Origin of the sequence: Gallalistipes aquisgranensis, from assembly GCF_014982715.1 — a bacterium.
Taxonomy (GTDB): Bacteria; Bacteroidota; Bacteroidia; order Bacteroidales; family Rikenellaceae; genus Gallalistipes; species Gallalistipes aquisgranensis.
The window spans coordinates 437046-462674 of the sequence record NZ_JADCJY010000001.1 but is presented as its reverse complement, the minus strand read 5'-3'; the positions used below and the strand labels follow the sequence as shown (position 1 = coordinate 462674).

Sequence of the window (25629 nt, the reverse complement as noted above, 5' to 3'; positions counted from 1 at the left end):
CTCCGGTTTCATATTAAAGGTCAGAATTTGAGGTCGAGTCCGAAAGTGAAGGTCCGTGCCCGAGGATAGGAACAGTAATCGAGTCCGCGGGTCAGTGCCGAGGAGTTCGTGTTCACTTCCGGATCGTAACCGGAATAGTCTGTAATCACGAACAGGTTGTCGGCGGCCGCATAGACGCGGATCGCGGTCAATCCGAGTTTCTTGAGGAACTTCACCTTCCGCGCGTCGAGGTTATATCCCAGCGTCACGTTGCTCAGCCGCAGGTAGGAACCGTCCTCCACCGAACGCGAGGAGACCCACTTGTCGAAGGACTTCGGCGCCGACATGCTGTTCGAAGGATTGGTCGGGCTCCAATAGTTCAGCGACTTGGCCAGATAGTTGTTGCGGTAATTCTCGAATGTCGTGAAATAGACGTCGTTGGCATTCAGGATGTCGTTGCCGTACGACCAGGTGAAAAAGACGGACAGGTCGAAATTGTAGAGGCGGAAATTGTTGGTGAAACCTCCGTAATGTTTCGGATTGGGATCGCCGATGACCGTCATGTCGTTGGCATCGATCGTGCCGTCACCGTCCAGGTCCCTGTACTTGATGCTGCCCGGCATCGGAGCCGACGCACCCACGAGCGAGGGAAGCCCCTCTTTGACGATATACTTCCCGTCCACGTAATAGAAATCGCTCGTCTGATAGATACCGTCGAACACATACCCGTACATCATCGAGGCAGGCATGCCGATCTCGGCGATATACTGGTCCTGCGTGTACTGGTGGTACCAGTTCGGATTGGTCAGCATGTAACGCTGGCCGCTGTTCAGCGCCAACACCTTGTTCCGGTTGAAGGAGATGTTGAACGACGAGGTCCAGGTAAAGTGCTTCCGGTCGATATTGGTGGTGTTGAGCGAGAACTCCCAGCCGGTGTTCTGCACCGATCCCACATTCTTCTGCGCCTTGCTGTACCCCGACGAATTGGGCAGGTCGGTGTTCAGCAGCAAGTCTTTGGTAACCTTGTGATACCAGTCCACCGTCAGGCTGATCCGGTTGTTCAGTACGGCGAAATCCACACCTACGTCGGTCTGACGGGTCGTCTCCCATTTCAGCAGGGGATTGGCCACCCGCGAGGGCAGGTATCCCGTCACATAGTCGTTGTCGAAAGGATACCCCGTAGCATTGCTGCTGCTCAGTGCACCGTACACGCTCGACGCGCCGATCCGATTGTTACCGGTCATACCCCACGAGCCGCGCAGTTTCAGATTCGACAACCACGCCACGTCCCTCAGCCACGGCTCCTGCGACATGCGCCATGCCACGGCCCCCGAAGGGAAATATCCGAAGCGGTTGTCTCCGAGGAATTTGCTCGAGCCGTCGGCACGGAACGAGGCGGTCAGGATATACTTGTCGTCGTAGACATAGTTGATCCGTCCGAGGAACGACATCGAAAACCACTCCTCCAGCGAATTCTGGGGCGGAACGGGCGTTCCCTGGCTCATGTCGTTCATGCCGAGAATGTCGGTCGGGAACTTGATCCACTGGTTGAAGATATAGCGGTTCTTGTATCCTTCCATCGTGTATCCTCCCATGGCGTCGAAGCGGTTCTTGCCCCATTTCTTGTTATACGTCAGCGTGTACTCGTTGAACCACGTGTCGCGCACGGTATTGGCTTTCGAAGCGTTGATCCCGTTGGCCGAAAGGATCGGATGGCCGTAGCGGCTGTTGGCATTGTTGAACACGTCGGCCAGCACAGTATAGTGGGTGTAGCCGCCCCGGGCCATAAAGCGCAAGTTTTTAATTATCTGATAATTGAGCGAACCGTTGAAGGTCAGCTGGTCGATATAGGTCTCCCGGTAGGCGTTGTTGATGTTGCGGATCGGGGGATAGGTCAGGTTGTTCTCGTCCGAATCCACGTCCGTGGGCACGTCGCCCGATCCCAGGTCGCCGTACTTGATCGGATTGACCGGCTGGTATTGCAGGATGTCGCGGATCACCGAGTTCCGTGCGCCCTCGGAGCTCTGGAGCCCGTGGCGGCGCGTGGCGTTGTAGTTGACCAGCGCGGTGAACTTGATCTTTTTGCTGAGTTTCTGGTCGAGGCTCGCCCGGATGTTGTACTTGTCGATCCCCGTCTTGAGCAGAATACCGTCCTGCAGAAACGCGTTCATCGAAACGCTGTACCGGGTCTGGTCGTTTCCTCCGTTGACGGCCACCCGGTGCGAATGCGTGTAGGCCGTTTCGAAAGCCTCGTCCTGCCAGTTGTGCATGTAGGAGGGATAGTTCGCATAGTCCTCGATGGTCAGCTTCTCCCAGTCGGCCGCGTTGGCATAGGTGAGCGGAATCCTGTTGCCGCTCCCGTCGAGCATGTACTCTCCGCCCGGAGACACCCTTTTATAGAGGTCGTTCACCAGATACCGGTCGTCGAAGTTCGTCGTCGAACCGTCGCTCGAGTTCTGGGCCGCAATGGCCCTCGACAGCCGCAGGAAGTCGAGCCCCTGCACCATCTCTATCTGGCGCGATTTGGGCAGACTGCTGATCGAGAACGAGCCGTTGTACTCCACGTTCACCTTGTTGCCGGAAGCACCCTTCTTCGTTTCGATGATGATGACACCGTTGGCGCCCCGGGCCCCGTAGATCGCCGTGGCGGAGGCATCCTTGAGCACCTGCATCTGCTCGATGTCCTTCGAGTCGATCGAGAAGGTGTTCGGATCGTCCACCGGAAATCCGTCGATCACCCAGAGCGGGGCATTGCTGCCCGTAAGCGAGTTGCCGCCCCGGATCGTGATGTCCACCCCGGCACCCGGCCCGCCTTCGGAACTGGTCACCTGCACGCCGGACATCCGGCCCGCCAACGCGTCCGAAAGGTTGGCCGACATGGTTTTCTCCAGATCGGAGAGCTGCACCGTCGCCACGGCCCCCGAAAGGTCTTTTTTGGCCACCTGGCCGTACCCCACGGTCACCAGCACCTCGTCGATCTTGTTCACGTCGGGCTCCAGCTTCACGGAGAGCCCCGTCATGCGGTCCTTGACCTCCATCACGCGGTTCTTGTATCCGATGAAAGAGAACTCGACGTGCTGTCCCTTCTGCGCCTCGATCCTGAACTGACCCTTGGCGTCCGACACGACACCCTTGTTCGTCTTCTGGATGATGACGGTCACGCCGGCCATCGGCTGGTTCTCCTCGTTGTAGACCGTTCCGGCCACAGGAACCGTCTGTGCCCGGAGCACCGTCGCTCCCAGCAGCGCGACCAGCGTAACGCCTATGTTTTTTACGATTCGTTTCATAACGGTTGATGTGAAAGTTTATAAGGTTCTTGGGTTATTCGGTCATCCGGTCCTCCACGCGGAGCGATTCGATGCGGTAGGTCCGGCTGTTGTTGTTGGTCGCCGCAGGATTCCAGAAACGGAATGCGATCCGCACGGTCTTCCCTTTATAGGCCGATACGTCGAACGAACGGGGAGCCGGTGCGAATGTTTGCAAACTACCACCGCCGCTCACCAGGTTATAGTCGATCTTGGCAGGAATTTCCCCATCGTTTTTGTCGGTCGTAGCCAGTGCCACCCACGGCAGATCGGACGGCACGGCATCCATGCCCCGGTCGTCCTGGGCCTCCTCGCCCTTGACATACACGTTCGAGGCATTGATCTCCACGATATAAAGTTCCAGAATATTCTGCGCATCCGTACCGTACTGGTTCAGGAAGTTGAACTGAACGGCAGGATGGAACGAAGTCGCGGGAATCAGGAATTCGGAAGAAACCAGCCAGTCGTTGTTCTGGTTCGTGTTGCCGGGCCACGTATTGCCCGTATTCACCCCGACGAAATCCACGCCGACAATTCCGTTGACCGTCGGGTTGGCCGCCTTGCCGAATGCGTTTTTCACCTGGATTGTGGTCGGTTTTGTCTCCGGCTTACCCTGGTTGCTCTGAATCTGTCCCGAGAAGGAGTAACGGTCCATGTTGAGGATACCGCTGTTCGTCGTGGCATCGGAAGAGGAGTTCGTCCCCAGCTCCACGGCCCACAGCACGGGGTTCACGAAGAAATCACCCACCTGCGCCTCGAAACCTTCGTCCATACCCGAGTTCTTCACGCTCACAGTCAGCTTGTTATCCTCAGCGAAAGGCATGCGGTGTCCGGCAGCCATCGAGATGACGCCCGTTCTCTCGTCGATCGTCACGCCCTCCGGAGCGCCCACCAGCGCATAGCGTACTCCGATCGCGGCTCCCGTCACCGTGGGACGGCCCGAGGTCCACGCCTCACCCGGTCCCAGTTCCACCGGGAAGGCATCCGGATAGCTTACTCCCGTGATCGGGTCGATCGGCTTGTCGGGATCGAGGATCACTTCGTATACATCGGTAAAGGTGACGGTACCGAGACTGTTAGTCACGTCCACCGAAAGTTTGTAGCTTTTGTACTCGCCCGGCAGCGCATTTTCCTCGGGAAGGGAAATGACCCCCGTCGCGGCATCGATACTGAACTGACCGTCGAAATTATTGGCCAGGGCATAGGTCACCGTCTCCCCGTCGGTCTCCGAAGCGGCCCGCACGGTCGGCGCGGCGGAAACGTGCCCCTCGCTGGTTACCAGCGTCACCCGGGCGGGATCGTATGCCAGCTCGTAGGGTTCGCTCTCCACGATCAGCGTGGCCAGATCGGAAAAGACCGTCCCCTCGGGATTGGTCTGGTTTTTCACACCCACAGAAATGGGATACAAACCGGCCTCGGCCGTCCCGTCCACGACGAGAGCGCAGTTTTCCGGGTCGATCGAAATCCCCTTGTAGTCCTCGGCCGTCTTCCCTTCCGGCAGCACCAGCGAGAAAACAGTCCCCTTTTCCTGGACGAAATAGGCACCCTCCACCGGGAAGGTCCTCTCCTCTCCGCGTGAGACTTTGGTGTCGCCGAAAAGGATGCCCTTCACCACCAGCCGGAAAGCATCGTCGTACAGGGTGCTCCCTCCATTATCGGTCACGCGCACCGAGGCCAGATATTCGCCGATCCCTTCCGGATCGTCCACGGCAACGGCCGTAATCACGCCGGTCGAGGCGTCGATCGTCATCAGCGTCTGGTCGTTCAGCACCGTCCCGTTGTGCTTCACACGCACAAGGTCGAAAGAGGGCGTACCGACGGCATAGACCGAAGGCCGGGCAGAGACGTATGCCTGGCCCAATGCCACTTCGCCGTCGGAATAGGTCAGTTCCGTCAACCGGTTTCCCGACGTGTCGTCGTCATCGCACCCCGTGAAAAGGAACGCGGCGACCGCTACCGAAAACAGGCCGATCAGCAGATTAGCAAAGGTTTTCATAAGCAAGTAAAAGTTTAAGGTTCATGTGCGACATTTTAATCGTATGGCTAAAGTAGAAAGTCCGGAAAACATAGAGGTGTTCCTTTAGTCCTTCGAATGTGTAAAATCGTCCATATTTTTCCGGACACCCGCCACACAGCGTTCTGAAAGGGTTCGGAACCTCCTGCAAAACACGGAAAAACAGCGCCGGGAAAAGTCCCTTCGACCGCCTGCGGGATGAAAAATGAGCAATTCCGTACGATTTTCGCCACACGGTAAACGGAAAAATACCGTTCTTCGTACATCGAAAATCCATCTAACCTGACACGACTATGTTCAGCAAAGTTTCCTTCCGGCAGGGTATCCTGCTGCTGCTTTCCGCACTGACCGCCGGCCCCCTGGCCGCCCAGATCGTCCGGCACGAACGGCTGCTATCGTTCGAAGAGAAGACGGTACCGACCTTCCTGTCGGCGGAAAATTCCGAAATCTCCGTTTCCGGCACCCACTACAAGGACGGGACGCAGTCCCTGTGCTGGAGTTTCCGGCCCGGGGGAACGCTCACCCTGCGCCGCGACGTAGGCTTCGAGCCCCGCATCCGCGGAGACCGCGACCTGTACCTCTCCACATTCGTCGTCTGGGTCTACAACGAACGGCCCGTAAACGATTCTGTCCGCTTCGAGTTCCTCCGGGACGGACGCAGATGCTCCTGGTTCTCGATGTGGACCGGATTCAAGGGCTGGCGGGCGGCATGGGTCTGTTTCGAACGCGACATGCGGGGCACCCCCGAAAAGGGGATGGACGAAATCCGTATCGTGGCCCCGGGAACCTCCGGCCGCCTATGGATCGACCACCTGATTCCGGCCGTAAAGACCGATCCCCGCCACCAGACGGCCGACCTGCAGGTGCCCTTCGTCAATGCCGCCTGCGACAACCACTGGCTGGTGGTGCTCAAACGCTCCCGCATGCGGCCCGACCTGCCGCTGGAGGAGACCGTCACCCCCCGCCAAAAGGAACAGATCGCCGAAATCGAGCGCCGTTTCCGGGGAGTGATCCTCAATCCCGGCAAACCTTCCGACAAGACGGTGAACACCCTGCGCGCCGCCTACGAAAAATACGGTATCCGGTACGACAGCCGGGGACGCGTAAGCGGCCTGCCCATCTTTTTCGGCCGGGCACAGGAGGCCTACGAACGGCTGATTCCCGACTGGAAACGGATCATGGAACGCAACGGCATGGAAGTCAGGGCCTACTTCGATCTGATGAACCGCATCGCCGTGGCCTATAACAACGCCGTGAAGGAGGAGCACCGGAAGCAGTTGCGGGAGATGTTCCTCGCCATGTACGACCACATCACCGACCAGGGGGTCGCCTACGGCAGCTGCTGGGGCAATTTCACCCACTACGGATACAGTTTCCGGGGATTCTACACCTCCTATTTTCTGATGAAGGAGGTGCTCCGCAGCACGGGCCGCCTGGACGACGCCTCGCGGGCCATGCTCTGGTACGCCACCACCAACGAGGTCTATCCCGCCCCCACGATGGCCGGCATGGACATGGACTCCTTCAACACCGTCACCACGGGACGCATCGCCAGTATCCTGCTGATGGAAGACTCCCCCGAAAAGGTGCGGTACCTCCGTTCGTTCAGCCGTTGGATCGACAACGGCTGCCAACCCGCTCCCGGACTGGCCGGAGCCTTCAAGACGGACGGCGGCGCATTCCATCACCGCAACAACTATCCGGCCTACGCCGTGGGCGGCCTCGAAGGAGCCACGAACATGATCTACCTGCTCCACGACACCGATTTCGCCGTTTCGGAATCGGGCCATTCCACCGTGAAACACGTGCTGCTCACCATGCGCTTCTACTGCAACACGCGCTATTTTCCCCTCTCCATGTCGGGCCGCCATCCCAACGGGAAAGGCAAGCTCAGCCCGCTGCAATACGCCACGATGGCGCTGGCCGGCACACCCGACGGCCGACAGGAATACGATCCGGAGATGGCCGCCGCTTTTCTGCGCCTGGTCGCCCCGGGAGAGAGCAGGGACAATCCGGAATACATGCCTTACGTTCCCAAAGGACGTGAAAAGCGGATGCAGCAGTTCCTGCTCGGGAAGGGATTCCGTCCCGAAGAAGACCCGCAGGGCAATATCGCCATGGTCTACGGGTGCGTATCCGTACAACGCCGCGACAACTGGTCGGCCGTGGCCCGCGGCCACTCCCGCTATCTGTGGGCTTCGGAGCACTATGCCGCCGACAACTTCTACGGCCGCTATCTGGCCCACGGTTCCCTCCAGATACTCACCGCAGCCCCCGGAGCCGAAGTGACGCCCGCCACGAGCGGCTGGCAGGAGGAGGGCTTCGACTGGGGACGTATTCCCGGCACCACCGCCATCCACCTGCCCGTAGAACGGCTGCGGGCCCGCATCTACAACGTGGATGCCTACTCGGGCAACGAGGAGATGCTTCTCTCCGACGAAGCCTTCGCCGGAGGCATTTCGCAGGAGGGACGCAACGGAGCATTCGGCATGAAACTCCACGAGCACGACAAATACAACGGTTCGCACCGCGCCCGAAAATCCTTCCACTTTTTCGACGGACGTATCGTCTGCCTCGGTTCCGACATCGAAAACACGAACGGGGAGTACGATACGGAGACCACGGTATTCCAGCTCACCGCACCCGATTCCGCCGCCCGCGCCTACTGGCAGACATACCGTCCGGAAGGGGAAGCCTGGCTCGACCACCTGGGTACGGGCTATTTCATCCCGGACAAACCGGGCAACCGTCTGAAGTTCGACCGCCGCTTTCCCCAGCTTTCGCTGGGCGAGAAAACCGGAAAGGAGACACGCGGCGACTGGGTGTCGCTGACAATCGACCACGGCAAAGCCCCGCGGGGCGCCTCCTACGAATACGCGATCCTGCCCCGGACTTCGTCCGAAGCGTTGCAGGCCTTTGCCCGCAAACCGGCCTACGAGGTCCTGCAACACGACCGCAGGGCCCATATCGTCCGCGACCTGCCGACCCGCACCACATCTTATGTCCTGTTCGAAACGGCCGGTACCCTGCCCGGAGGAATCGTCCGCAGCGTGGACACCGCCTCGCTGGTCATGTTGCGGGAAATAAGCGGGAAAGAGGCCGTGCTGACCGTCTGCAATCCCGACCTGGCCCTCTACCGGGGTCCGGCCGACGAAAAATACGATAAGGAGGGCAAACGCATCGAACGCAGCGTCTACTCCCGTTCGTGGATCGACAATCCCAGCGGCACGATTCCCGTCCGCGTCACCCTCGAAGGAGAATGGAATGCCGCGGGATCACCCGAGTGCCGGGTGGTTTCGTCCGACGGGAAAACCACCGTCCTCGAATTCTCCTGTCATGACGGAGCATCGTTCGAGGTACGTCTCGAACGCAAACGGTAAAACCGTCCCGCCGAACCGAAAACATCCTCCGGCTCCCGCATCTCCGGAGGATGTTTTGTTTTCACGGCGAACGGAATCCCTTGACCGCAGGGACATTCTTCCTCCGGAAGCGGCACCTTCTCCCCGCAATCGGACTTCCGCGGCCTCCTCTCTCACCCGGACGCACAGGATACCCGGAGGGTATTATGTATTCCGATTTTTCCCGTTTCGGAAGAAAATCGTATATTTGAACCCGAAGCCCCGCCGTAAAGGCGGACCGGCACATGCGACAAACCCTGAAAAGACGATAAAAAAGATGAAGAAGATTTCCATTTGGGCAGCGGCCCTGCTGCTGGGCTCCACCGCACTGGCCGTGCCGAAAAGCGACGAACCCTACTCCCGCCGGATGGCCCGTTCGCAGGGCAGGGAGTGGACACACGGCAAACCGTGGGATTACGTGAACGGCCTGGTGGCCAAGTCCATGCTGATGATGTGCGAACAGTACGGCGACGCACCGTGGACACAGGAATACTACGACCTGGCCAAAGCCTACGCCGATGACGCGATCAACGAGGACGGCACGTTCAAGAACTTCCGGAAAGGCAACATCGACAACATCAACGCCGGCAAGGTCCTCTTCGAGCTCTACCGCCACGAGAGCCGCCTCGACCGGAAAAACGGCACGAACCACGCGGCCCGTTACAGGAAAGCGGCCGATTTCCTGCGCGACTACCTCAAAAACGACTACTCCCGCATCCAGCTGCCCGCAGCCGAAGGATGCTTTTTCCACAAGGACATATACCCCAACCAAATGTGGCTCGACGGCCTCTACATGGGCGCCGCCTTCTACGCCGAATGGCAGAAGAATTTCGCACCGGACGACATGGAGTCGTGGAGTGACATCGCCCGCCAGTTCATCGTGGTCAACGAACGGACCTACGATCCCGAGTACGGGCTGAACTACCACGGCTGGTCGGCCGATCCTTCCGACCCCAACTCGTTCTGGGCAAAAAGAGAGGCTCCGTTCAAAGGGTGCTCGCAGGAGTTCTGGGGCCGGGGCATGGGTTGGTATTTCGCAGCACTGGTGGATGTACTGGAGGTCATGCCAAAAAACCATCCCGACTATCGGAAACTGGTCGGAATCACCGAACAGGTCGCCAGGGGCCTGCGCCGCTGGCAGGACAGAAAGAGCGGCGTATGGTACCAGCTGCTCCGCTACGACGACACCTTCAAGGGCGAATGCGGCCTGCCCAACTACCTCGAATCCTCCGCCTCGGGCATGTTCGCCTACGCCTACCTGAAAGGCGTCCGGATCGGCGTCCTGGGTTCCGAATACCTTTCCACGGCCGAGAAGGCTTATAAAGGCGTGCTGAAAACCTTCATCACCCGCAATCCGGACGGCACGATCAACGTCGAGAGTTCCTGCCGTTCGGCCGGCCTCGGTCCCGCCCGCGATCCCCACCGCGACGGTACGGCCAGCTATTACCTCTGCGGAAAGGACGTGACCCGCGTCAACAACGAAGGGAAAGCCATCGGTCCTTTCATCATGGCCAGCCTCGAATACGAAAAGTTGAAAAACCGTTCGAAATAACCGTCCGAACCGCCCGGAAAGGGATGCGAATTTTCCGGCCCGAATCATAACCCGACTGAAAATCCCCGGCAGCGATCACTGCCGGGGATTTTTCGTTAACCGGGATTCCGATCCCTTATGTATCATTCTTTTCCTTCCGCCGCCCCGTCGTCCCCGTCCGCTTCGGGGTCCTCCGAAAGTCCCTTCCGGTAAGAGAGCGGACTCACATGGAACAGGGCCTTGAAACACTTGCTGAAATAGCGGGCCGAGCTGAAGCCCGTGCAGTCGGCAATCTCCGAGACGTTCAGTTCCGGATTGTTCCTCAGCAGCGACGCAGCCCTGCGCAGACGGATCGTCGAAACGAACTCGTTGGGCGTCGAACCGGTGATGCCCTTTATTTTGGCGAACAGATTCGTGCGGGCCATCCCCATTTCGCGGGCGAAGGTGCCGACGTTGAATTCCGGATCGTCCATATACCGTTCGATGATCGACATCGCCCGGTCCATCAGCTGCTTGTCGACCGGATTGGTAGCCAGCATGCGCGGCGAGCGGTCGGGCTGCCGGCTGAATTTTTCCCGGAGCACCATCCGGTTGTTCACCAGGTTGTTGCAGCGCGAAAGCAGCAGCCCTACGTTGAACGGCTTGGTGATGTAGTCGTCCGCCCCGATCCGCAATCCCTCGATATTGTGTTCCACGGCCGTCCGCGCCGTCAGAAGCACCACCGGAATATGACATGTATTGACGTCCGTTTTGATTCGCTTGCAAAGCTCCGTTCCCGAAAGTCTGGGCATCACCACATCCGAAAGGACGATCTGAGGTTCCCGTGAGAGCACCAGCGCCCAACCCTGCTCCCCGTCCGAAGCGGTATCCACCTCGTAGAAGGGTTCGAACAGCCGGACGAGCATCTCCCTCAACTGTTCATTGTCCTCCACGATCAGGATACGTGCCCCCCTGATCCGGTCGTAAACCCCTTCGTCCATCTCCTCCTTTTCGCGCAGGAAAGCCTTTTCCGGGGCCGCATCCTCCGCTTCCGGACACTCCGCCGTCTCCCGGACGATCTGCTCCCCGGAGAAATGGGCGTTGCCCAGCGGCAGCGACACGGTGAAGGTGCTTCCCCGCCCCGGTTCGCTATCCACGCCGATCGTTCCCCCGTGCAGCTCCACGATTCCTTTGCTCAAAGCCAAACCGATACCCGTGCCCTGCGCGGCCACCGAATCGGGATGGCGCATCTGGTAGAAACGGTCGAAAATATGGTCCGCATCCTCCGGCGCGATCCCCCGGCCCGTATCGCTCACCGAGAAGAAGGCCCGATCGTCCCCCCGCCACACGTGCACGGTAATCGTCCCGTCGCGGGGCGTATGTTTCATCGCATTCGATATCAGGTTATTGACCACCTTCTGCATTTGCACCGGATCGTACCATACCGCGAGTTTATCCACGCCCCTGTCGAACAGCAGATTCAGATGCCGGTAGCCGGCATACTCCATGAAAATCAGAAAATTCTCATACAGGAATGCCACCAGATCGTGCTCCCCGACCCGTATCTTCATGTGTCCCTGATCCTGCTTGCGGAAATCGAGCAGCTCGCCCACCAGCTCCTTCAGTTGCAGGCTGTTCTTGTAGATACGCAATATCTTGTTGTAAATGGTCGGCGTGAACGACTGCACCTGCAGCAGCATCTCCACCTGACCGATAATCAGCGTCAGCGGCGTGCGGAATTCGTGCGAGATGTTGGTGAAGAAACGCAGCTTCGACTGGTTCAGTTCCTCCACGTCACGGATATGCTGCTGTTCGTAGCGCAGCGACTCCTGCAGCCGGATACGCCCCTTGTAAGTCCGGATCAGAAACCAGAGAAGCGCCCCCGCAGCCGCCAGATAGAAAAGGCAGGCCCACACCGTACGGTAGAAGGGCGGCAGCACCCGGATCGCCAGCCGTGCCTCGGGGGTGTTGGCCCCGGAGTCTTTGGCACTCCGGATGATAAGCGTATAATCGCCGGGATTCAGATTCGAGTAGGTGATCGTATGCTGTCCCCGCGCAGGGTTCCAGTCCTCCGAAAAACCTTCCAGCTTGTACACGATCTCGTCCCGGTTGGCGGGAACGAAATTCGACGTGGCGAATTCGACACTGAAAATGGTATGCCGGCTTCGGAGCGTAATTCCCTGACTGTAACAGAGCGAATAGTCCAGAATCCCCGTCCCGTCGCCCGCTTTCACGGGCCTGCCGTTGACCGTCAGCCGGCTGGGCACGATGCGGTAGGGTTTGGGTGTGAAACTGAGCGACGTTTCGTTGAACGACACCATGCCCTGCGTGCCTCCCAGGAATATCTGTCCGTCACGCGTCAGGCAAATGGCGTTCTCGTTCACAGCCGAAAGCGGGAAGCCGTTCCTGTGGTTGTAATTCTCGAAACGGCCTGTCACGGGATCGAAGCGGGACAGCCCCTCGTTGGTCGCCACCAGCAGCCGTCCGGTCGGGGAGTCGCGCACGTCGTACACGCAGTCGCTGGAGAGTCCGTTATGCCGGGCGTCGTAATTCTCGAAATCGTCGCTCCCGTAGCGGTAACGGTCGAGCCCCGTGCCCGAAGTCGCCAGCCAGAGGTTTCCCTTTCGGTCCTGCACGATGCTGTTGATATTGTTGCTGCTCAAGCTGTTCGGATCATCCGGATCGTGACGGTAGGCTTTCAGTTCCCGCGTGTCGAACCGGTAGGAAAACAAACCCTCGCCGGTCGCCGCGATCCAGAGCGTCCCCCGGTCGTCTATATGCAGATCGGCCACGGTGCCGATCGTCCGGCCCTCTTCCGTATCACCGAACAGACGGTCCGCACGGCCCGTCGCAGGGTCGAACAGGCACACCCCATCCGCAGTGGCCACCACCAGGCTCCTCCCCCACGGCACGATGTCCCTCACGATATCCGACGGCAGCGTCGCGGGATCGCCCTCCCGGTGCCGGTAGACCGTGAAACGGCCCGTCGCCGGATCGAGCCGGTTCAGACCGCCCAGATGGGTGCCGAACCACATCGCACCGCGTTCCCGATCGTACAAGATCGCCTTGACATTGTTGTGCGAAATGCCGCCGGGCCCGTGACGGTACCATGTGAAACGCCCCGTCTCCCGGTCGAGTACGTTCACCCCGCCCCCTTCCGTACAGATCCAGAGCCGTCCCCGGTCGTCTTCGATCATCTTGCCCACGATGGGGGAGCTGAGCCCCTCACCGGGCGTTTCCGACACACCGTACCGCGTATAGATCTCATACTCGGGATTGAAATAGTTCACTCCTCCGAAATAGGTGCCCGCCCAGATCGTCCCCTGCGGGTCCTTGAGCAGACACCACACCGAAGAGTGGCTCAGACTGCCCGGACGCCCGTCGGCCACGAAGGCGTCCATTTTCCCCGTGCGTACGTCGAGCCGGTTCAACCCCAAAAAGGTTCCGATCCATATATTTCCCTGATTGTCCTCGCACACGCTCCTCACGAAATCGGACAGCAGGCCCTTCCCCTCTCCCCGGCCGCTCCGCAGATTGCTCCAGCGCCCCTCCGCATCGCGCCGCCAAAGGCCGTGCTCCCAGGTTCCCACCCAGACATTCTCTTTCGAATCGCGGTAAAAACCGATCACGTTACCCTCCCGCACCGGATGGTCCGGCCTCCCGTCCCGGTCCAGTGAAAAAATACCCTGCCGTTCGGTGCCGATCCACATCACACCCTCCGGATCGCGGTACAGGGCCGTGATTTTCCCCTGTGCGCCCCCCGGCAAGGTGTACCACGGCTCGAAAGTCCCCGCCGCGGGGTCGTAACTATCTATCCTGCCACCCCGTGCCACGTACAGCACGCTGTCGTAACAGATGGCCGACACGCTTCCCTCGTACAGGGTCGTGAACTCGTCCCGGTGAAGGTCCAACCGGGCGACCCCGTCGGTACAGAGCAGATAGATATTGCCCTCGTTATCGCCGGTGATCCTCAACACGTTGTTGCAGAACAGACTCTTCGGGTCGTTCTTGTCGAGGCGGAACGTTCTGATGTCGTTCCCGTTGTAAAGGTTGAGCCCTTCCCTCGTACCGATCCACACGAAACCGCGCGCGTCGATGTAGAGCGCATTGACCGACACCTGCGACAATCCGTTGTCCGGAGTCAGGTGCCGGAACGTGATGTTCCGGGCGGAGAGCGGCAGGACGGCCACCGCCGCGAACCATACCGGCAACAGCCTTTTCAGCGATAGTCTTTTCAGCGATTTCGGCATAGGGAAAACATATCTTATATAACAAATATACCATTATTATGTAAAAATAAACCGTCCGGAGACCATTTTTAGTACACGAACCGTATCGTTTTCCGCTGTTTTCCCCGCCCGGTTTCCCGGAACAGGCGAGGTTTTCCCCGAAAAAAACACTATCTTACCCCGAAAACTGAGACTACGATGAAACCGCTTTTCGTCCCCCCCCTGCCGGCCGGCATTCCGGCCGCCGAACTGCCGGAAGTCATGGACACGTCCCGGCTGTCCTGGCACCCGATCGCCTCGGCCAACTGGGCTGAATACCCTTTCCGTCCGCAGGCCGCTTTCCGCATCGCCTACACCCCGGAAGGCTTCTGCCTCCATTTCCGGGTCGGGGAACCCGACCTGCGGGCCCGGTACGGAGAGGACAACGGATCGGTATGGACCGATTCCTGCGTCGAATTTTTCCTGCAGCCCACCCCTGACGGGCCCTATTACAATATCGAGTGCAACTGCATCGGCACCCTGCTGCTGGGCGTAGGGACCGGACGCCACGACCGCGTCCGCATTCCGGCCGGAGAACTCCGCGCCGCAGACCGCTACGCCTCGCTCGGGCGCACCCCCTTCGAAACCCGCCCGGCACAAGGTGCGTGGGAAGTGGCCCTTTCGGTTCCCTACGGACTCTTTTCCCGGCATACGCTCGCTCCGAAACCGGGCGACACGATGCGAGGAAATTTCTACAAGTGCGGAGACGAACTGCCCCGCCCCCATTTCCTTTCATGGAACCCGATCCGTACTCCGCAACCCGACTTCCATCGCCCGGAGTGGTTCGGAGAGATGATCTTCGGCTGAAATTCCGCATAAAAAGGCGGTTCAGATGATTTTGGACGATTAATGTACGATTTTATCCCCCCGGAACAGGTCGCCGTGCCTACTTTCGTACTCGGAAAAAAATCTCAGCAATCTTCAAAATCAACCTGTACACACTATGAAGGGACTCTCAAAACTTCTCGGTCTGTCGGTACTTCTGGCTGCCGGATGCGGTTCTCCCTCCGCCGACAAAGGGGACTTTATCGAAGAGAACGTAGCCCATGCGGCGCAGCAGCTCACCCTGCAGACCGACCTGATCGAACAGTCGGGACACGTGCTCAATCCCCGCACCACCCTACCCGACGGCAGCATCAGTTACGTGCCGATCGACGACTGGACGAGCGGCTTCTTCCCGGGCACCATGTGGTACATCTACCGACTCACGGACGATCCGAAATGGCTGCCGCTGGCCAAAAAGTACACCGAAGCCCTCGATTCGGTGCAATACCTCACGTGGCACCACGACGTAGGCTTCATGATCGGGTGCAGTTACCTGAACGGCTACCGCACCGATTCCGTACCGGCCTATAAGGATGTGATCGTGCAGGCGGCCCGTTCGCTGGCCACCCGTTACCGTCCGGGAGCCCGCACCATCCAGTCGTGGAACGTGGACCGGGGCTGGCAGGCCGAACGCGGATGGAAATGCCCGGTCATCATCGACAACATGATGAACCTCGAACTGCTTTTCGAAGCCTCGCGGCTCTCGGGCGACTCCACGCTGTGGAACATTGCCGTCGACCATGCCAACACGACGATGGCCAACCACTTCCGGCCCGACAACAGCTGCTACCACGTGGTAGACTACGATCCCGAAACGGGGGCCGTACGGGCACGCCAGACTGCCCAGGGATATGCCGACGAATCGGCATGGGCCCGAGGACAGGCATGGTCTCTCTACGGGTACACCCTCTGCTACCGCTACACGAAAGACGAACGCTATCTGAAACAGGCCGAAAAGGTCGCCGGATTCATTTTCAACGACAAGAACCTGCCCGCCGATCTGGTTCCCTACTGGGACTACGACGCACCCGGCATCCCCAACGAACCGCGCGATGCCTCGGCGGCAGCCTGCACCGCCTCGGCCCTCTATGAACTGAGCACCTACGTACCGGACAAGGGCTACAAGGAGACCGCCGACAAAATCGTGGAAAACCTCTCCTCGCCTGCCTACCGGGCTCCCGTAGGAACGAACAACAATTTCATCCTGATGCACTCAGTAGGCAGCATTCCCCACGGGCAGGAGATCGACGTGCCGCTGAACTACGCGGACTATTACTATCTGGAAGCGCTCCTGCGCAAACGCGAACTGGAGAAAAACGGGAAATTAGGATGAAACGCCGTATCCTGCCCTTCGTGCTGGGCGGCTGCGCTGCAGCCGCCCTTCCGGGTTGCGGGTCCGGCCTGCAGGAGACCGCCGGACCCAACGTGATCTACCTCTTCCCCGACCAGATGCGCAACCACGCCATGGCTTTCTGGGGCGAAGAGGGCTTCCGCGACCGGGTGGACTTCCGGCCCGATCCGGTCCACACCCCTATCCTCGACTCGTTCGCCCGGCAGGCGCTCGTACTCACCTCGGCCCAGAGCAACTGTCCGCTGAGCAGCCCTCACCGGGGCATGCTCCTCACGGGCATGTATCCCCACGAAAGCGGGATTCCGCTCAACTGCAACTCCTCGCGGCCGATCTCCTCGCTGAAGGAAGACGCCGTCACCGTCAGCGATGTATTCAGCGGCGCGGGATACGACTGCGCCTACATCGGCAAACTGCACGCCGACTTCCCCAGGCCGAACGATCCCCAGCGTCCCGGACATTACGTGGAGGACCGGATTCCCGCCTGGGACGCCTACACCCCGGCCGAACGGCGCCACGGGTTCAACTACTGGTACTCCTACGGCACATTCGACGTACACAAACGGCCCCACTACTGGGACACCGAAGGCCGCCGCCACGAAATCCGCGAATGGTCGCCCCGTCACGAAGCCGACCGGGCGATCGCCTATCTGCGCAACGAACACGGGGAGCGCAGCGGCGACAAGCCGTTTTTTCTGATGATCGGTATGAATCCGCCCCACAGCCCCTACCGTTCACTGGACGACTGCATGGAGCAGGATTTCGACCTGTACAGGGACATCCCGCTCGACAGTCTCCTGATACGCCCCAATGCCGATCCCCGCATGGAGAAGGCCGAATCGGCCCGCTACTACTTCTCTTCGGTAACGGGTGTCGACCGCGAATTCGGACGCATTCTGGCCACCCTGCACGAACTGGGACTGGACGACAACACGATCGTCGTCTTCACCTCCGACCACGGGGAGACAATGTGCAGCCAGGGCACGGACGACCCCAAGAATTCGCCCTACGCCGAGTCGATGAACGTACCCTTCCTCGTGCGCTGGCCGGGCCGGATCGCCCCGCGCGTGGACGATCTGCTGCTCTCCTCGCCCGACATCATGCCCACCCTGCTGGGCCTGAGCGGACTGGGCGACCGGATTCCCGCCGCCGTCCAGGGCCGAGACTTTTCGTCCCTGTTCCTGGCCGATACGACCCGCGGTCCCGTCCGCCCCGATGCGGCGCTCTATATCAAGAATATCGACGGAAAGACCGACTCCGCCGGGCTGGTACGCGACTACCTGCCCGTGGCACGCGGTCTGAAGACCGAATCCCACACGCTGGCCCTCTACCTCGATCCCGAAACCCTGCAACTCGACCATGCCTTGCTTTTCGACGACCGGAAAGACCCCTACCAGTTGCGGAATATTCCCCTTTCGGAAGACCCTGCCCTCACCGAACGGCTGCTCGCACGCCTGGCCGCCGAACTGGAAACGGTCGGCGACCCGTGGTACCGGGACCGGATACTGTCCGACCTGCTGCCATACCGGTAATTCCGCAGGCATACGGAATAAAAAAGGGAGGAGGCACCCGTTAGACAGGTGCCTCCTCCCTTTTCATCGTCAATAAACCGCAATCAGTACAGTTCGACGAATTCGTAGCTGTTTCCGCACCCGTTCAGGAACCGGAGAAATTCCTCCCGGGCGATCACCACGGTAGCCGTATTGTCGTTCGGATGAAAACTGAGGCTCTCCTCCCGTTCCAGATTTTTGTCCAAAAACAGGTGCACGTGGTTTTCCGTGTCGTTGATCAGTCCGAAAGGAGACACCGAGCCGGGCCTCAGGCCCAGGTAACGCTCCAAGCGCTGCTCGGAGGCGAACGACAGTTTTCCCTGCCTCAGCCGGCGCTCCAGATCGTGAATGGCCAGGCTCCGGTCGGCGTCGAACACTACCAGATAGTGCCTGTTTCCCTTGTGGTTCCGGAAAAAAAGATTCTTGCAATGACGCGATCCGTCGCGGTGCCAGTACTGCCGGGCGATCTCGACCGTCGGCGCCTCCGGATGATCGTAATACGTGTACCGGATACCCGCCCGGTCGAGGTAGTCGTAAACGACCCGTTTGCGATCCACTGTCTCTTCCATCACCGGTCCTGTTTCAGGTCCTCGTCTTCATCCTCCGCCGAGTAGGACCGTTTGAGTTTCACATCGTACAGATCGCTGCGACGGTCTTTCAGGTTGCGCACGCTGCCGTAGGTATGCAGTTCGCTCAACAGGTCGAGGTCGACGTCCGAAACGAGGATCATCTCCGTATTGGGCGTGGCCTCGGCCCGTTTGCCGTCGGTGGGGAAAGCAAAGTCGCACGGCGTGAAGACCCCGGACTGTGCATACTGGATATCCATGTTATGCACCCGGGGCAGGTTGCCCACGCTGCCCGCAATCACCACGAAACACTCGTTCTCGATGGCCCGGGCATGGGCACACACCCTCACGCGCGAATAGGCGTTCTGCGTATCGGTCAGGAAAGGTACGAAGAGAATCTGCATTCCCTGCTCGGCCATGATGCGGGAGAGTTCGGGAAACTCCACGTCGTAGCAGATCTGCACGCCGATCTTCGCGCAGTCGGTGTCGAACGTGCGGATCGTCCGGCCGGGCGACAGCCCCCAGCTCTTGATCTCGTCCGGCGTGACATGGATCTTCTCGTAGGTCTCGTAACTGCCGTCCCGGCGGCAGAGGAACCCCACGTTGTAGAGCAGGCCGTCCTTCTTGATGTAGGGCATGCTGCCCGTAATGATGTTGATATTGTAGCTGATCGCCAGATTGATGAAACGGTCGCGGATGCCCAGCGTGTATTTCGACAGCTCCCGGATCGCCTCCGACTCGTCCTTGTCGTTGAAACCGGCCATCAGCGGCGCATTGAAATACTCCGGGAAAAGGATGAAATCGCTCTTGTACCCCGACACGGCGTCCACGAAGAATTCGACCTGTTCGAACAGTTCGTCCACGTCGCGGTAATTGCGCATCTGCCACTGCACGAGCCCCACGCGTACGGAGGTCTTCGGGGTGATGTACTCCTGCGTGGGGGGCGTGTAGTAGATGTTGTCCCACTGGAGCAGCGTGGCGTAGTGCTTCGACTCCTCGTCGTTGGGCAGATAGTTGGTCATCACCTTGCGCACATGGAAGTCGTTCGACAGCTGGAATGTAAGCACCGGATCGAAAATCTCCTTCATCTTCACCTTCTGGATATACTCCTTGGGGCGCATCTTGTCGGCATACTTGTGGTAGTTCGGAATCCGGCCGCCGAACATGATCGCCTTCAGATTGAGGCTCTCGCATATCTCTTTGCGGTAATCGTACATCCGCCGTCCCAGCCTCAGCCCCCGGTAGTCGGGATGGATGAAGACCTCGATTCCGTAAAGAATGTTCCCGTTCGGATTGTGCGTATCGAAGGTTTCGTGTCCGGTCACCTTGTCGTACGTGTGGTCGTTCTTCACCAGATCGTAATCCACGATGATCGAAAGGGCGCACCCCACGATCTTGTCGTCCACCACCACCACGATCTGCCCCTCGGGGAAGATACGCAGCAGTTTGGCGATCTGCTTGCGGGTCCAGAACACGTCCGAACCGTCGGAGTACACCCGCGTGAAAGACTGAGAAAGTTCCTCGTAATCCTCCATCTGGAGATTACGTATCTGGACTTTGTTGATTTTCAAAGGATATTCCATGATTCCGTCGTTTAACGGCTGCAAATTTACAACATTTCGGCATAAATTGTCCCGCCCGGTCCTCCGAACCGCCCGGAGACCGGAAATTTATCGCCGGTTTTAACCAAAAGATAGAACAATCGGGGCAAAAACCGGAAACTATTCACTTACAACACTGACAATAAACACCTTAAATAAAAAGCAAGCGATTTGCACAACCCCGGCAGACCCCCTATCTTTGAAAAAAACCGAAAAACAACCGTTATACTATGACACTTACCCGACACCTGATGATCGTCCTGGGCTGCCTCTGTGCACTCCGGGCAACGGCTTCCGGCCAGGGCGAAAAGGTCTCCCCGACCGTAACGCCCGCCGTCTCCTACTTCATCCCCGGCACGGTCCGGCTGAACGAAGGCCCCCTGCTCGACCTGCAGCGGCAAGGCGAAAGATACCTGCTCCGGCTCCAGCCCGACTCCCTGCTCCACTTCGTGCGCACAGAGGCGGGTCTCGTCCCGAAAGCCAGACCCTACGGAGGCTGGGAGTCGTGCAACGTGTGGGGCGCAGGCCCCCTGCGGGGCGGTTTCGTAGGCTACTACCTCTCCGGACTGGCCCTGATGTACCGCACCACCGGCAATCCCCTTCTGCTCGAACGCCTGCGCTACACGCTGGCCGAACTCGACACCTGCCGCCGGGCCGGAGGCGACGGATACATCATGGGCATCCGCAACGGAAGGGCCCTGTTCCGCGATGTGGCCGCAGGAAAAATCAAAACGGACAACCCCACCGTCAACGGTTCGTGGGCCCCTCTCTACCTGATCGACAAGACAATGCGCGGACTGGCCATCGCCTATGTCACCTGCGGCGAGGAACGGGCCCTCACCCTGCTTACCGGACTGGCCGACTGGTTCGGCCGGGAAGTGATCGACCGCCTCGACGACGACCAATTGCAACGCCTGCTCATTTGCGAACACGGCTCGATCAACCTCTCCTATGTGGAAACCTACGCACTCACGGGAGACAAACGCTACCTGGAATGGGGACGCAGGCTCCACGATCGGGCCATGTGGGAACCTCTCTCGCAAAACCGGGACATTCTGCTGGGCTGGCATGCCAATACCCAGATACCCAAATTCATCGGTTTCGAACGCTACTATGCCTTCACGGGCGACGAACGGTTCGACCGGGCGGCCCGCGCCTTCTGGGAGATCGTCACCGGCCGACATTCGTGGGTGATCGGCGGCAACAGTGCCGGCGAATTTTTCTTCCCCGTCGGAGAGTTCGAAAAGAAGATGCTTTCGGGCGGCGGTCCCGAAACCTGCAATTCGGCCAACATGATGCGTCTGACCGAAGCCCTGTTCGCCTACACGCCTACGGCCCGCATGGCCGATTTCTACGAACGGGTGCTGCTCAACCACATTCTTCCGGCCTACGATCCGCAGAGGGGCATGTGCTGCTATTTCACACCCATGCGGCCGGCCCACTACCGTATCTACGGCTCCGAGGAGGGCTCCTTCTGGTGCTGCAACCAGTCCGGACTGGAGACACCCGCCAAACTCACCCGCTTCGTATTCACCCGGCAGGGAGACGACCCGATGGTCAATCTCTTCGTACCCGCCACCCTCGAATGGAAAGATCAGGGCATGCGGCTCGAACAACAGGCTTCGATGCCCGAATCGGGACGGGTCGTTCTCCGGTTCCGTCCCGGAGACAGCCGGGACGTCCGGCTGCTCGTACGGCGTCCCGGCTGGGGGGAAAAGGCCGCTATCCGGGTCAACGGCCGGACCGTCACCCCGACGGTCGGCCGCAACGGTTACTGGGAGATCGAGACACGTTGGAAAAAGGAAAACACGATCGAAATCGACTTCCCTCTGCAACTGCGCACCGAACCGCTGCCCGGTTCCGACCGCTACGCCGCCCTTCTTTACGGCCCCTACGTGCTGGCCGGACGCATGGGTACCGAAAATCTGCCCGCCTCCTTCTGGGCCGGCATCGACAACATCGCGCACAACAAAATCCCCGTTCCCGACCGGAGTGTCCTTCCGGCCGGAGAGCCGCCCCTGCGGCATATCGTCCGCCGGAGCGAACGTCCGCTTACGTTCGGTATCGACGCCCCCGGCTACGGGCAGGTCTCGATCGAACCCTTCTACCGCATCCACTTCGAACGATACACCCTCTACTGGCCATTGGGCACGGCGCCGGAAGAGTGATCCCCTTACCTCTACGTAAAACAGTCGGAGCGGAACCCTTTTCGGGGTTCCGCTCCGACTGTTTTACGCAGAAGGTCAATACAGATGCTCGTCCGCCGAGGCGATCTCCTCGCGGGTGATCTTCCTGCGGTTCATCGCCCGCCATGCATACCAGATATAGGCCACCACGAACGGAATCAGCACCGAAACGATACTCATGGCCGTCAAGGTAAACTCGCTCGACGAACTGTTGTAGATCGTAAGCGAACTCTGCATGTCGGACAGCGAAGGATAGTAGGCGGTATCGTTATATCCGGCCAGCAGGAAAAGGCACACGACCGTCACCACCGTCCCGGACCCGCTCCACCAAATTCCCTGCGTACTGCTCTCTTTCCGCAGATCGCGCACGATTCCGGTCAGTACGGCCAGTACTCCCGCCGTGAGCGCCGCGAAAAGGAGCGGCATCGCCAGCAGATTGTGCCAGTATTTATAGGGCTCCACAGAGATCGTTCCCGTAGCCGGATCGACCGCCCACCCGTCTGAAAGCAGGATGCTCACCAGAAAAAGCAGGAAGCAGAGGACAAACGGGACCCCGTTGAACCAGAGCTGACGGCGCGAACGGGTACGGATCGACTTGTCGTCAATCGTATTGAGAAAATACTGCGCCCCCAGGACCCTCGACAGGAAGAGCACGGCCAGCCCCAACGCCCAGTTGCGGTAGTCGGCCAGTGCGTCCAGCCCCCTCCACGGGGTCGTCCACTGCGAAATAGTGGTATCGCCACCCACGTTTGCCAGATTGAGCCGGTTCACCGTGAAATTGGCCCCCGTAAAGAGCGTGCCCACAGCCACGCCCAAAAGCAGGGCACCCAACACGCCGTTTATCATCAGAAACCATTCGTAAGTCTTTTCCCCGAGGAAATTGTCGGCCTTGCGGCGGAACTCGTAGGCCACGGCCTGGATGACGAAGACGAGCAGGATCAGCATCCACACGTAGAACGCACCGCCGAAACTGGTGCTGTAAAAGAGCGGGAACGAGGCGAAAAAGGCGCCCCCAAAGGTGACCAGCGTGGTGAAGGTGGTCTCCCACTTGCGTCCCAGCGCATTGACGATCATATCCCGTTCCATACCGCTCTTTCCCACCGTGTAGAGCATGCCCTGCCCTCCCTGCACAAAGAGCAGGAAGACCAGCAGGCCGCCCAGCAGGGAGATCAGAAACCACCAGTAATGTTGTAAAAGCACATAGGTATCCATAACGTGTTCGCTCTTATTCGTTCGCATTCGTTTTATCCCCGGCCGATGAGGTCGCGGTTCCGGCCTCCGGCGAAAGGTCTTCGGGACCGTTGAGTATCTGCCGTCTCATAATCATGACCTCGGCGACCAGCAGCGTAGTGAAGAGGGCCACGAAAAGGAAGAAGGTCACCATCACCGACGTGGAGTCGATCCTCGACACGGCCGCCACCGTGGGCAGCAGGTCCTGGATAGTCCACGGCTGGCGCCCGAGTTCCGCCACGATCCACCCCGCCTGCGAGGCGACATAAGCCAGCGGAATCGACCACAGCAACACCCACAGCCACCAGCGCCGGGATTCGATACGCCCCTTCTTCAGCAGCCACAGCGTGAAGAGGAACGAAAGGATGAAGAAAACCCCGGCCCCCACCATCACGCGGAAACTGTAATAGACCAGCGGTACGTTGGGCACCACCTCGTCGGGCGAGGAGAGGTAACCATAACCGAAATAGCGGAAATACTCTTTGTGGAACGCCTTTCCCTCCGGCGTCTGCGGGTCGAACTTGGCCAGCACCTCCCGCATCGCTTCGCGGTCGCCCGCCTGTTTCGCCTGGCGGTAACGGGCCAGTTCGCCGATGGCCACTCGGCCCCGTTCGATCTTCTCCTGCGTGGAGATCATACCTCGCTCCGGATTGCCGTTCACCAAATCGTTGATCCCGGCCACATAGGCATCCACATCACGGTAACTCATCAACGAAAGCATGCGGGGAATTTCGATGTTCAACCACCCCGCCTTCTCTTCCGCGGCACGCTCCGCTTCGGGTTTCAGAACGCTGATCACCGTCAGCGGGGCCCCTTTCTGTCCGTGGTAGAGCGCCTCCATGGCCGCCAGCTTCATGGGTTGCGTGCGGGCGATCTGCACGCCCGACCCGTCGCCCGTGGCCGCAGCGACCAGTGCGAAAACGAGCCCGAACACCGAAGCCACCGCCATGCTCCGCCGGGCCATCTGCCGTTCACGGCCCCGGAGCAGGAACCACGCGCTGATTCCCACCACGAAAACGGCCGCCAGCATATAGCTCGAAGTGACCGTATGGAAAAACTTGTTCATCGCCACCGGTGAAAAGAGCACGTCCCAGAACGAGGTCATCTCGTTGCGGGCCGTCTCCACATTGAAAGTCATGCCCACCGGATACTGCATCCAGGCGTTGGCCACCAGAATCCAGAGCGCCGAAAGGCTGGCCCCCACGGCCGTCAGCCACGTAGCCGTCAGGTGGAACCCTTTCGACACCTTGTTCCAGCCGAAGAACATCACGGCGATGAAGGTGCTCTCCAGAAAGAAGGCCATGATTCCTTCGATGGCCAGCGGCGCCCCGAAAATATCGCCGACGAAATGGGAGTAGTTGGACCAGTTGGTCCCGAACTCGAACTCGAGGATGATCCCCGTAGCCACGCCGATAGCGAAGTTCACTCCGAAAAGCCGCATCCAGAACTTGGTCGTCCGTTTCCAAAATTCGTCGCCCGTGCGGTAATAGATCGTCTCCATGATGGCGACGATAAAGCCCAGCCCCAGCGTAAGGGGCACGAAAAGCCAATGGTAGATGGCCGTCATGGCGAATTGGGCCCGCGACCAGTCCACCACGCTCATCCAGTCGGCAGCAGATAGCATCATTGCTCGTTACGGTTTAGTGGTTAATTGCTCCAGCACGTAATCGCTGCGCTCCTCGGGCGTGAAATGCCCCAGCACGTCGGGGAAAAAAAAGAGTTTCAGCACGGCGAACATGATGAAGAGTTTCAGCAGAATCACGGCCCAAAGCGTGCGTCCGAGGGTCATTCCCCGGAAACCGTCCCGGTAGAAGCGATACACCCGGACTATGACATTTTCCTGTGCCAT

Annotated in this window: 14 protein-coding genes; 6 read left to right on the top strand and 8 right to left on the bottom strand. The window is 59.5% G+C overall.

The annotated features are described in order from the left end of the window. Positions 1–20: 20 nt before the first annotated feature. Together INF32_RS01615 and INF32_RS01610 are read right to left on the bottom strand one after the other, a co-directional pair. Positions 21–3266, bottom strand: a complete 3246-nt coding sequence (locus INF32_RS01615; protein ID WP_226386670.1) for a SusC/RagA family TonB-linked outer membrane protein — start codon at positions 3264–3266, stop codon at positions 21–23. A 34-nt stretch (positions 3267–3300) separates the two neighbouring features. After that, on the bottom strand, positions 3301–5280 hold the full coding sequence (locus INF32_RS01610; protein WP_226386669.1) for a hypothetical protein: 1980 nt from the start codon (positions 5278–5280) through the stop codon (positions 3301–3303). A gap of 311 nt (positions 5281–5591) precedes the next feature. Here INF32_RS01610 and INF32_RS01605 point away from each other — a divergent pair, with 311 nt between their 5' ends. Both INF32_RS01605 and INF32_RS01600 read left to right on the top strand, forming a co-directional pair. Next, positions 5592–8678: a chondroitinase family polysaccharide lyase gene (locus INF32_RS01605; RefSeq protein WP_226386668.1), complete on the top strand. Its 3087-nt coding sequence runs from the start codon at positions 5592–5594 to the stop codon at positions 8676–8678. A gap of 295 nt (positions 8679–8973) precedes the next feature. Continuing rightward, the gene (locus INF32_RS01600) at positions 8974–10248 is read left to right on the top strand and encodes a glycoside hydrolase family 88/105 protein (protein WP_226386667.1); all 1275 of its coding nucleotides are present in this window, start codon (positions 8974–8976) and stop codon (positions 10246–10248) included. 122 nt (positions 10249–10370) lie between these two features. Here the strand turns inward: INF32_RS01600 and INF32_RS01595 are convergent, their stop codons facing one another. Next, positions 10371–14456 (bottom strand): hybrid sensor histidine kinase/response regulator transcription factor, encoded by a 4086-nt coding sequence (locus INF32_RS01595; protein ID WP_394368312.1) that lies wholly within the window; start codon positions 14454–14456, stop codon positions 10371–10373. A 177-nt stretch (positions 14457–14633) separates the two neighbouring features. Here INF32_RS01595 and INF32_RS01590 point away from each other — a divergent pair, with 177 nt between their 5' ends. From INF32_RS01590 to INF32_RS01580, 3 genes are all read left to right on the top strand, one after another. Beyond that, positions 14634–15281 (top strand): carbohydrate-binding family 9-like protein, encoded by a 648-nt coding sequence (locus INF32_RS01590; RefSeq protein WP_226386666.1) that lies wholly within the window; start codon positions 14634–14636, stop codon positions 15279–15281. A gap of 136 nt (positions 15282–15417) precedes the next feature. Continuing rightward, the gene (locus tag INF32_RS01585) at positions 15418–16632 is read left to right on the top strand and encodes a glycoside hydrolase family 88 protein (protein WP_226386665.1); all 1215 of its coding nucleotides are present in this window, start codon (positions 15418–15420) and stop codon (positions 16630–16632) included. Beyond that, positions 16629–18179: a sulfatase family protein gene (locus INF32_RS01580; RefSeq protein ID WP_226386664.1), complete on the top strand. Its 1551-nt coding sequence runs from the start codon at positions 16629–16631 to the stop codon at positions 18177–18179. The genes INF32_RS01585 and INF32_RS01580 overlap by 4 nt, the downstream gene beginning before the upstream one ends. Positions 18180–18262: 83 nt before the next feature. Here INF32_RS01580 and INF32_RS01575 read toward each other — a convergent pair whose 3' ends face one another. Beyond that, complete coding sequence (locus INF32_RS01575; RefSeq protein ID WP_226386663.1) at positions 18263–18766, bottom strand: prolyl-tRNA synthetase associated domain-containing protein; 504 nt, start codon at positions 18764–18766, stop codon at positions 18263–18265. Next, positions 18766–20346: a bifunctional GNAT family N-acetyltransferase/carbon-nitrogen hydrolase family protein gene (locus INF32_RS01570; RefSeq protein WP_226386662.1), complete on the bottom strand. Its 1581-nt coding sequence runs from the start codon at positions 20344–20346 to the stop codon at positions 18766–18768. Before INF32_RS01570 ends, INF32_RS01575 begins: the two co-directional genes overlap by 1 nt. Before the next feature lie 248 nt (positions 20347–20594). Here INF32_RS01570 and INF32_RS01565 point away from each other — a divergent pair, with 248 nt between their 5' ends. Continuing rightward, entirely contained in the window at positions 20595–22532 is a 1938-nt protein-coding gene (locus INF32_RS01565; protein WP_226386661.1) for a glycoside hydrolase family 127 protein, read from the top strand. Between the two features lie 75 nt (positions 22533–22607). Here INF32_RS01565 and cydB read toward each other — a convergent pair whose 3' ends face one another. The 3 genes from cydB to INF32_RS01550 are packed head-to-tail and all read right to left on the bottom strand — an operon-like array spanning position 22608 to position 25629. Beyond that, complete coding sequence (gene cydB, locus INF32_RS01560; RefSeq protein WP_226388079.1) at positions 22608–23762, bottom strand: cytochrome d ubiquinol oxidase subunit II; 1155 nt, start codon at positions 23760–23762, stop codon at positions 22608–22610. A 13-nt stretch (positions 23763–23775) separates the two neighbouring features. Next, the gene (locus tag INF32_RS01555; protein ID WP_394368311.1) at positions 23776–25407 is read right to left on the bottom strand and encodes a cytochrome ubiquinol oxidase subunit I; all 1632 of its coding nucleotides are present in this window, start codon (positions 25405–25407) and stop codon (positions 23776–23778) included. Positions 25408–25413: 6 nt separating this feature from the next. Then, a complete protein-coding gene (locus INF32_RS01550; protein ID WP_226386660.1) occupies positions 25414–25629 on the bottom strand; it encodes a DUF4492 domain-containing protein in 216 nt (71 codons plus the stop codon).

Bases quoted from the DNA above. Each gene is read 5' to 3' on its own strand.
- INF32_RS01615 (WP_226386670.1), bottom strand. From the start codon at position 3,266: ATGAAACGAATCGTAAAAAACATAGGCGTTACGCTGGTCGCGCTGCTG.
- INF32_RS01580 (WP_226386664.1), top strand. From the start codon at position 16,629: ATGAAACGCCGTATCCTGCCCTTCGTGCTGGGCGGCTGCGCTGCAGCC.
- INF32_RS01605 (WP_226386668.1), top strand. From the start codon at position 5,592: ATGTTCAGCAAAGTTTCCTTCCGGCAGGGTATCCTGCTGCTGCTTTCC.
- INF32_RS01565 (WP_226386661.1), top strand. From the start codon at position 20,595: ATGACACTTACCCGACACCTGATGATCGTCCTGGGCTGCCTCTGTGCA.
- INF32_RS01575 (WP_226386663.1), bottom strand. From the start codon at position 18,766: ATGGAAGAGACAGTGGATCGCAAACGGGTCGTTTACGACTACCTCGAC.
- INF32_RS01590 (WP_226386666.1), top strand. From the start codon at position 14,634: ATGAAACCGCTTTTCGTCCCCCCCCTGCCGGCCGGCATTCCGGCCGCC.
- cydB (WP_226388079.1), bottom strand. From the start codon at position 23,762: ATGGATACCTATGTGCTTTTACAACATTACTGGTGGTTTCTGATCTCC.
- INF32_RS01555 (WP_394368311.1), bottom strand. From the start codon at position 25,407: ATGATGCTATCTGCTGCCGACTGGATGAGCGTGGTGGACTGGTCGCGG.
- INF32_RS01595 (WP_394368312.1), bottom strand. From the start codon at position 14,456: ATGCCGAAATCGCTGAAAAGACTATCGCTGAAAAGGCTGTTGCCGGTA.
- INF32_RS01610 (WP_226386669.1), bottom strand. From the start codon at position 5,280: ATGAAAACCTTTGCTAATCTGCTGATCGGCCTGTTTTCGGTAGCGGTC.
- INF32_RS01570 (WP_226386662.1), bottom strand. From the start codon at position 20,346: ATGGAATATCCTTTGAAAATCAACAAAGTCCAGATACGTAATCTCCAG.
- INF32_RS01585 (WP_226386665.1), top strand. From the start codon at position 15,418: ATGAAGGGACTCTCAAAACTTCTCGGTCTGTCGGTACTTCTGGCTGCC.
- INF32_RS01550 (WP_226386660.1), bottom strand. From the start codon at position 25,629: ATGGCACAGGAAAATGTCATAGTCCGGGTGTATCGCTTCTACCGGGAC.
- INF32_RS01600 (WP_226386667.1), top strand. From the start codon at position 8,974: ATGAAGAAGATTTCCATTTGGGCAGCGGCCCTGCTGCTGGGCTCCACC.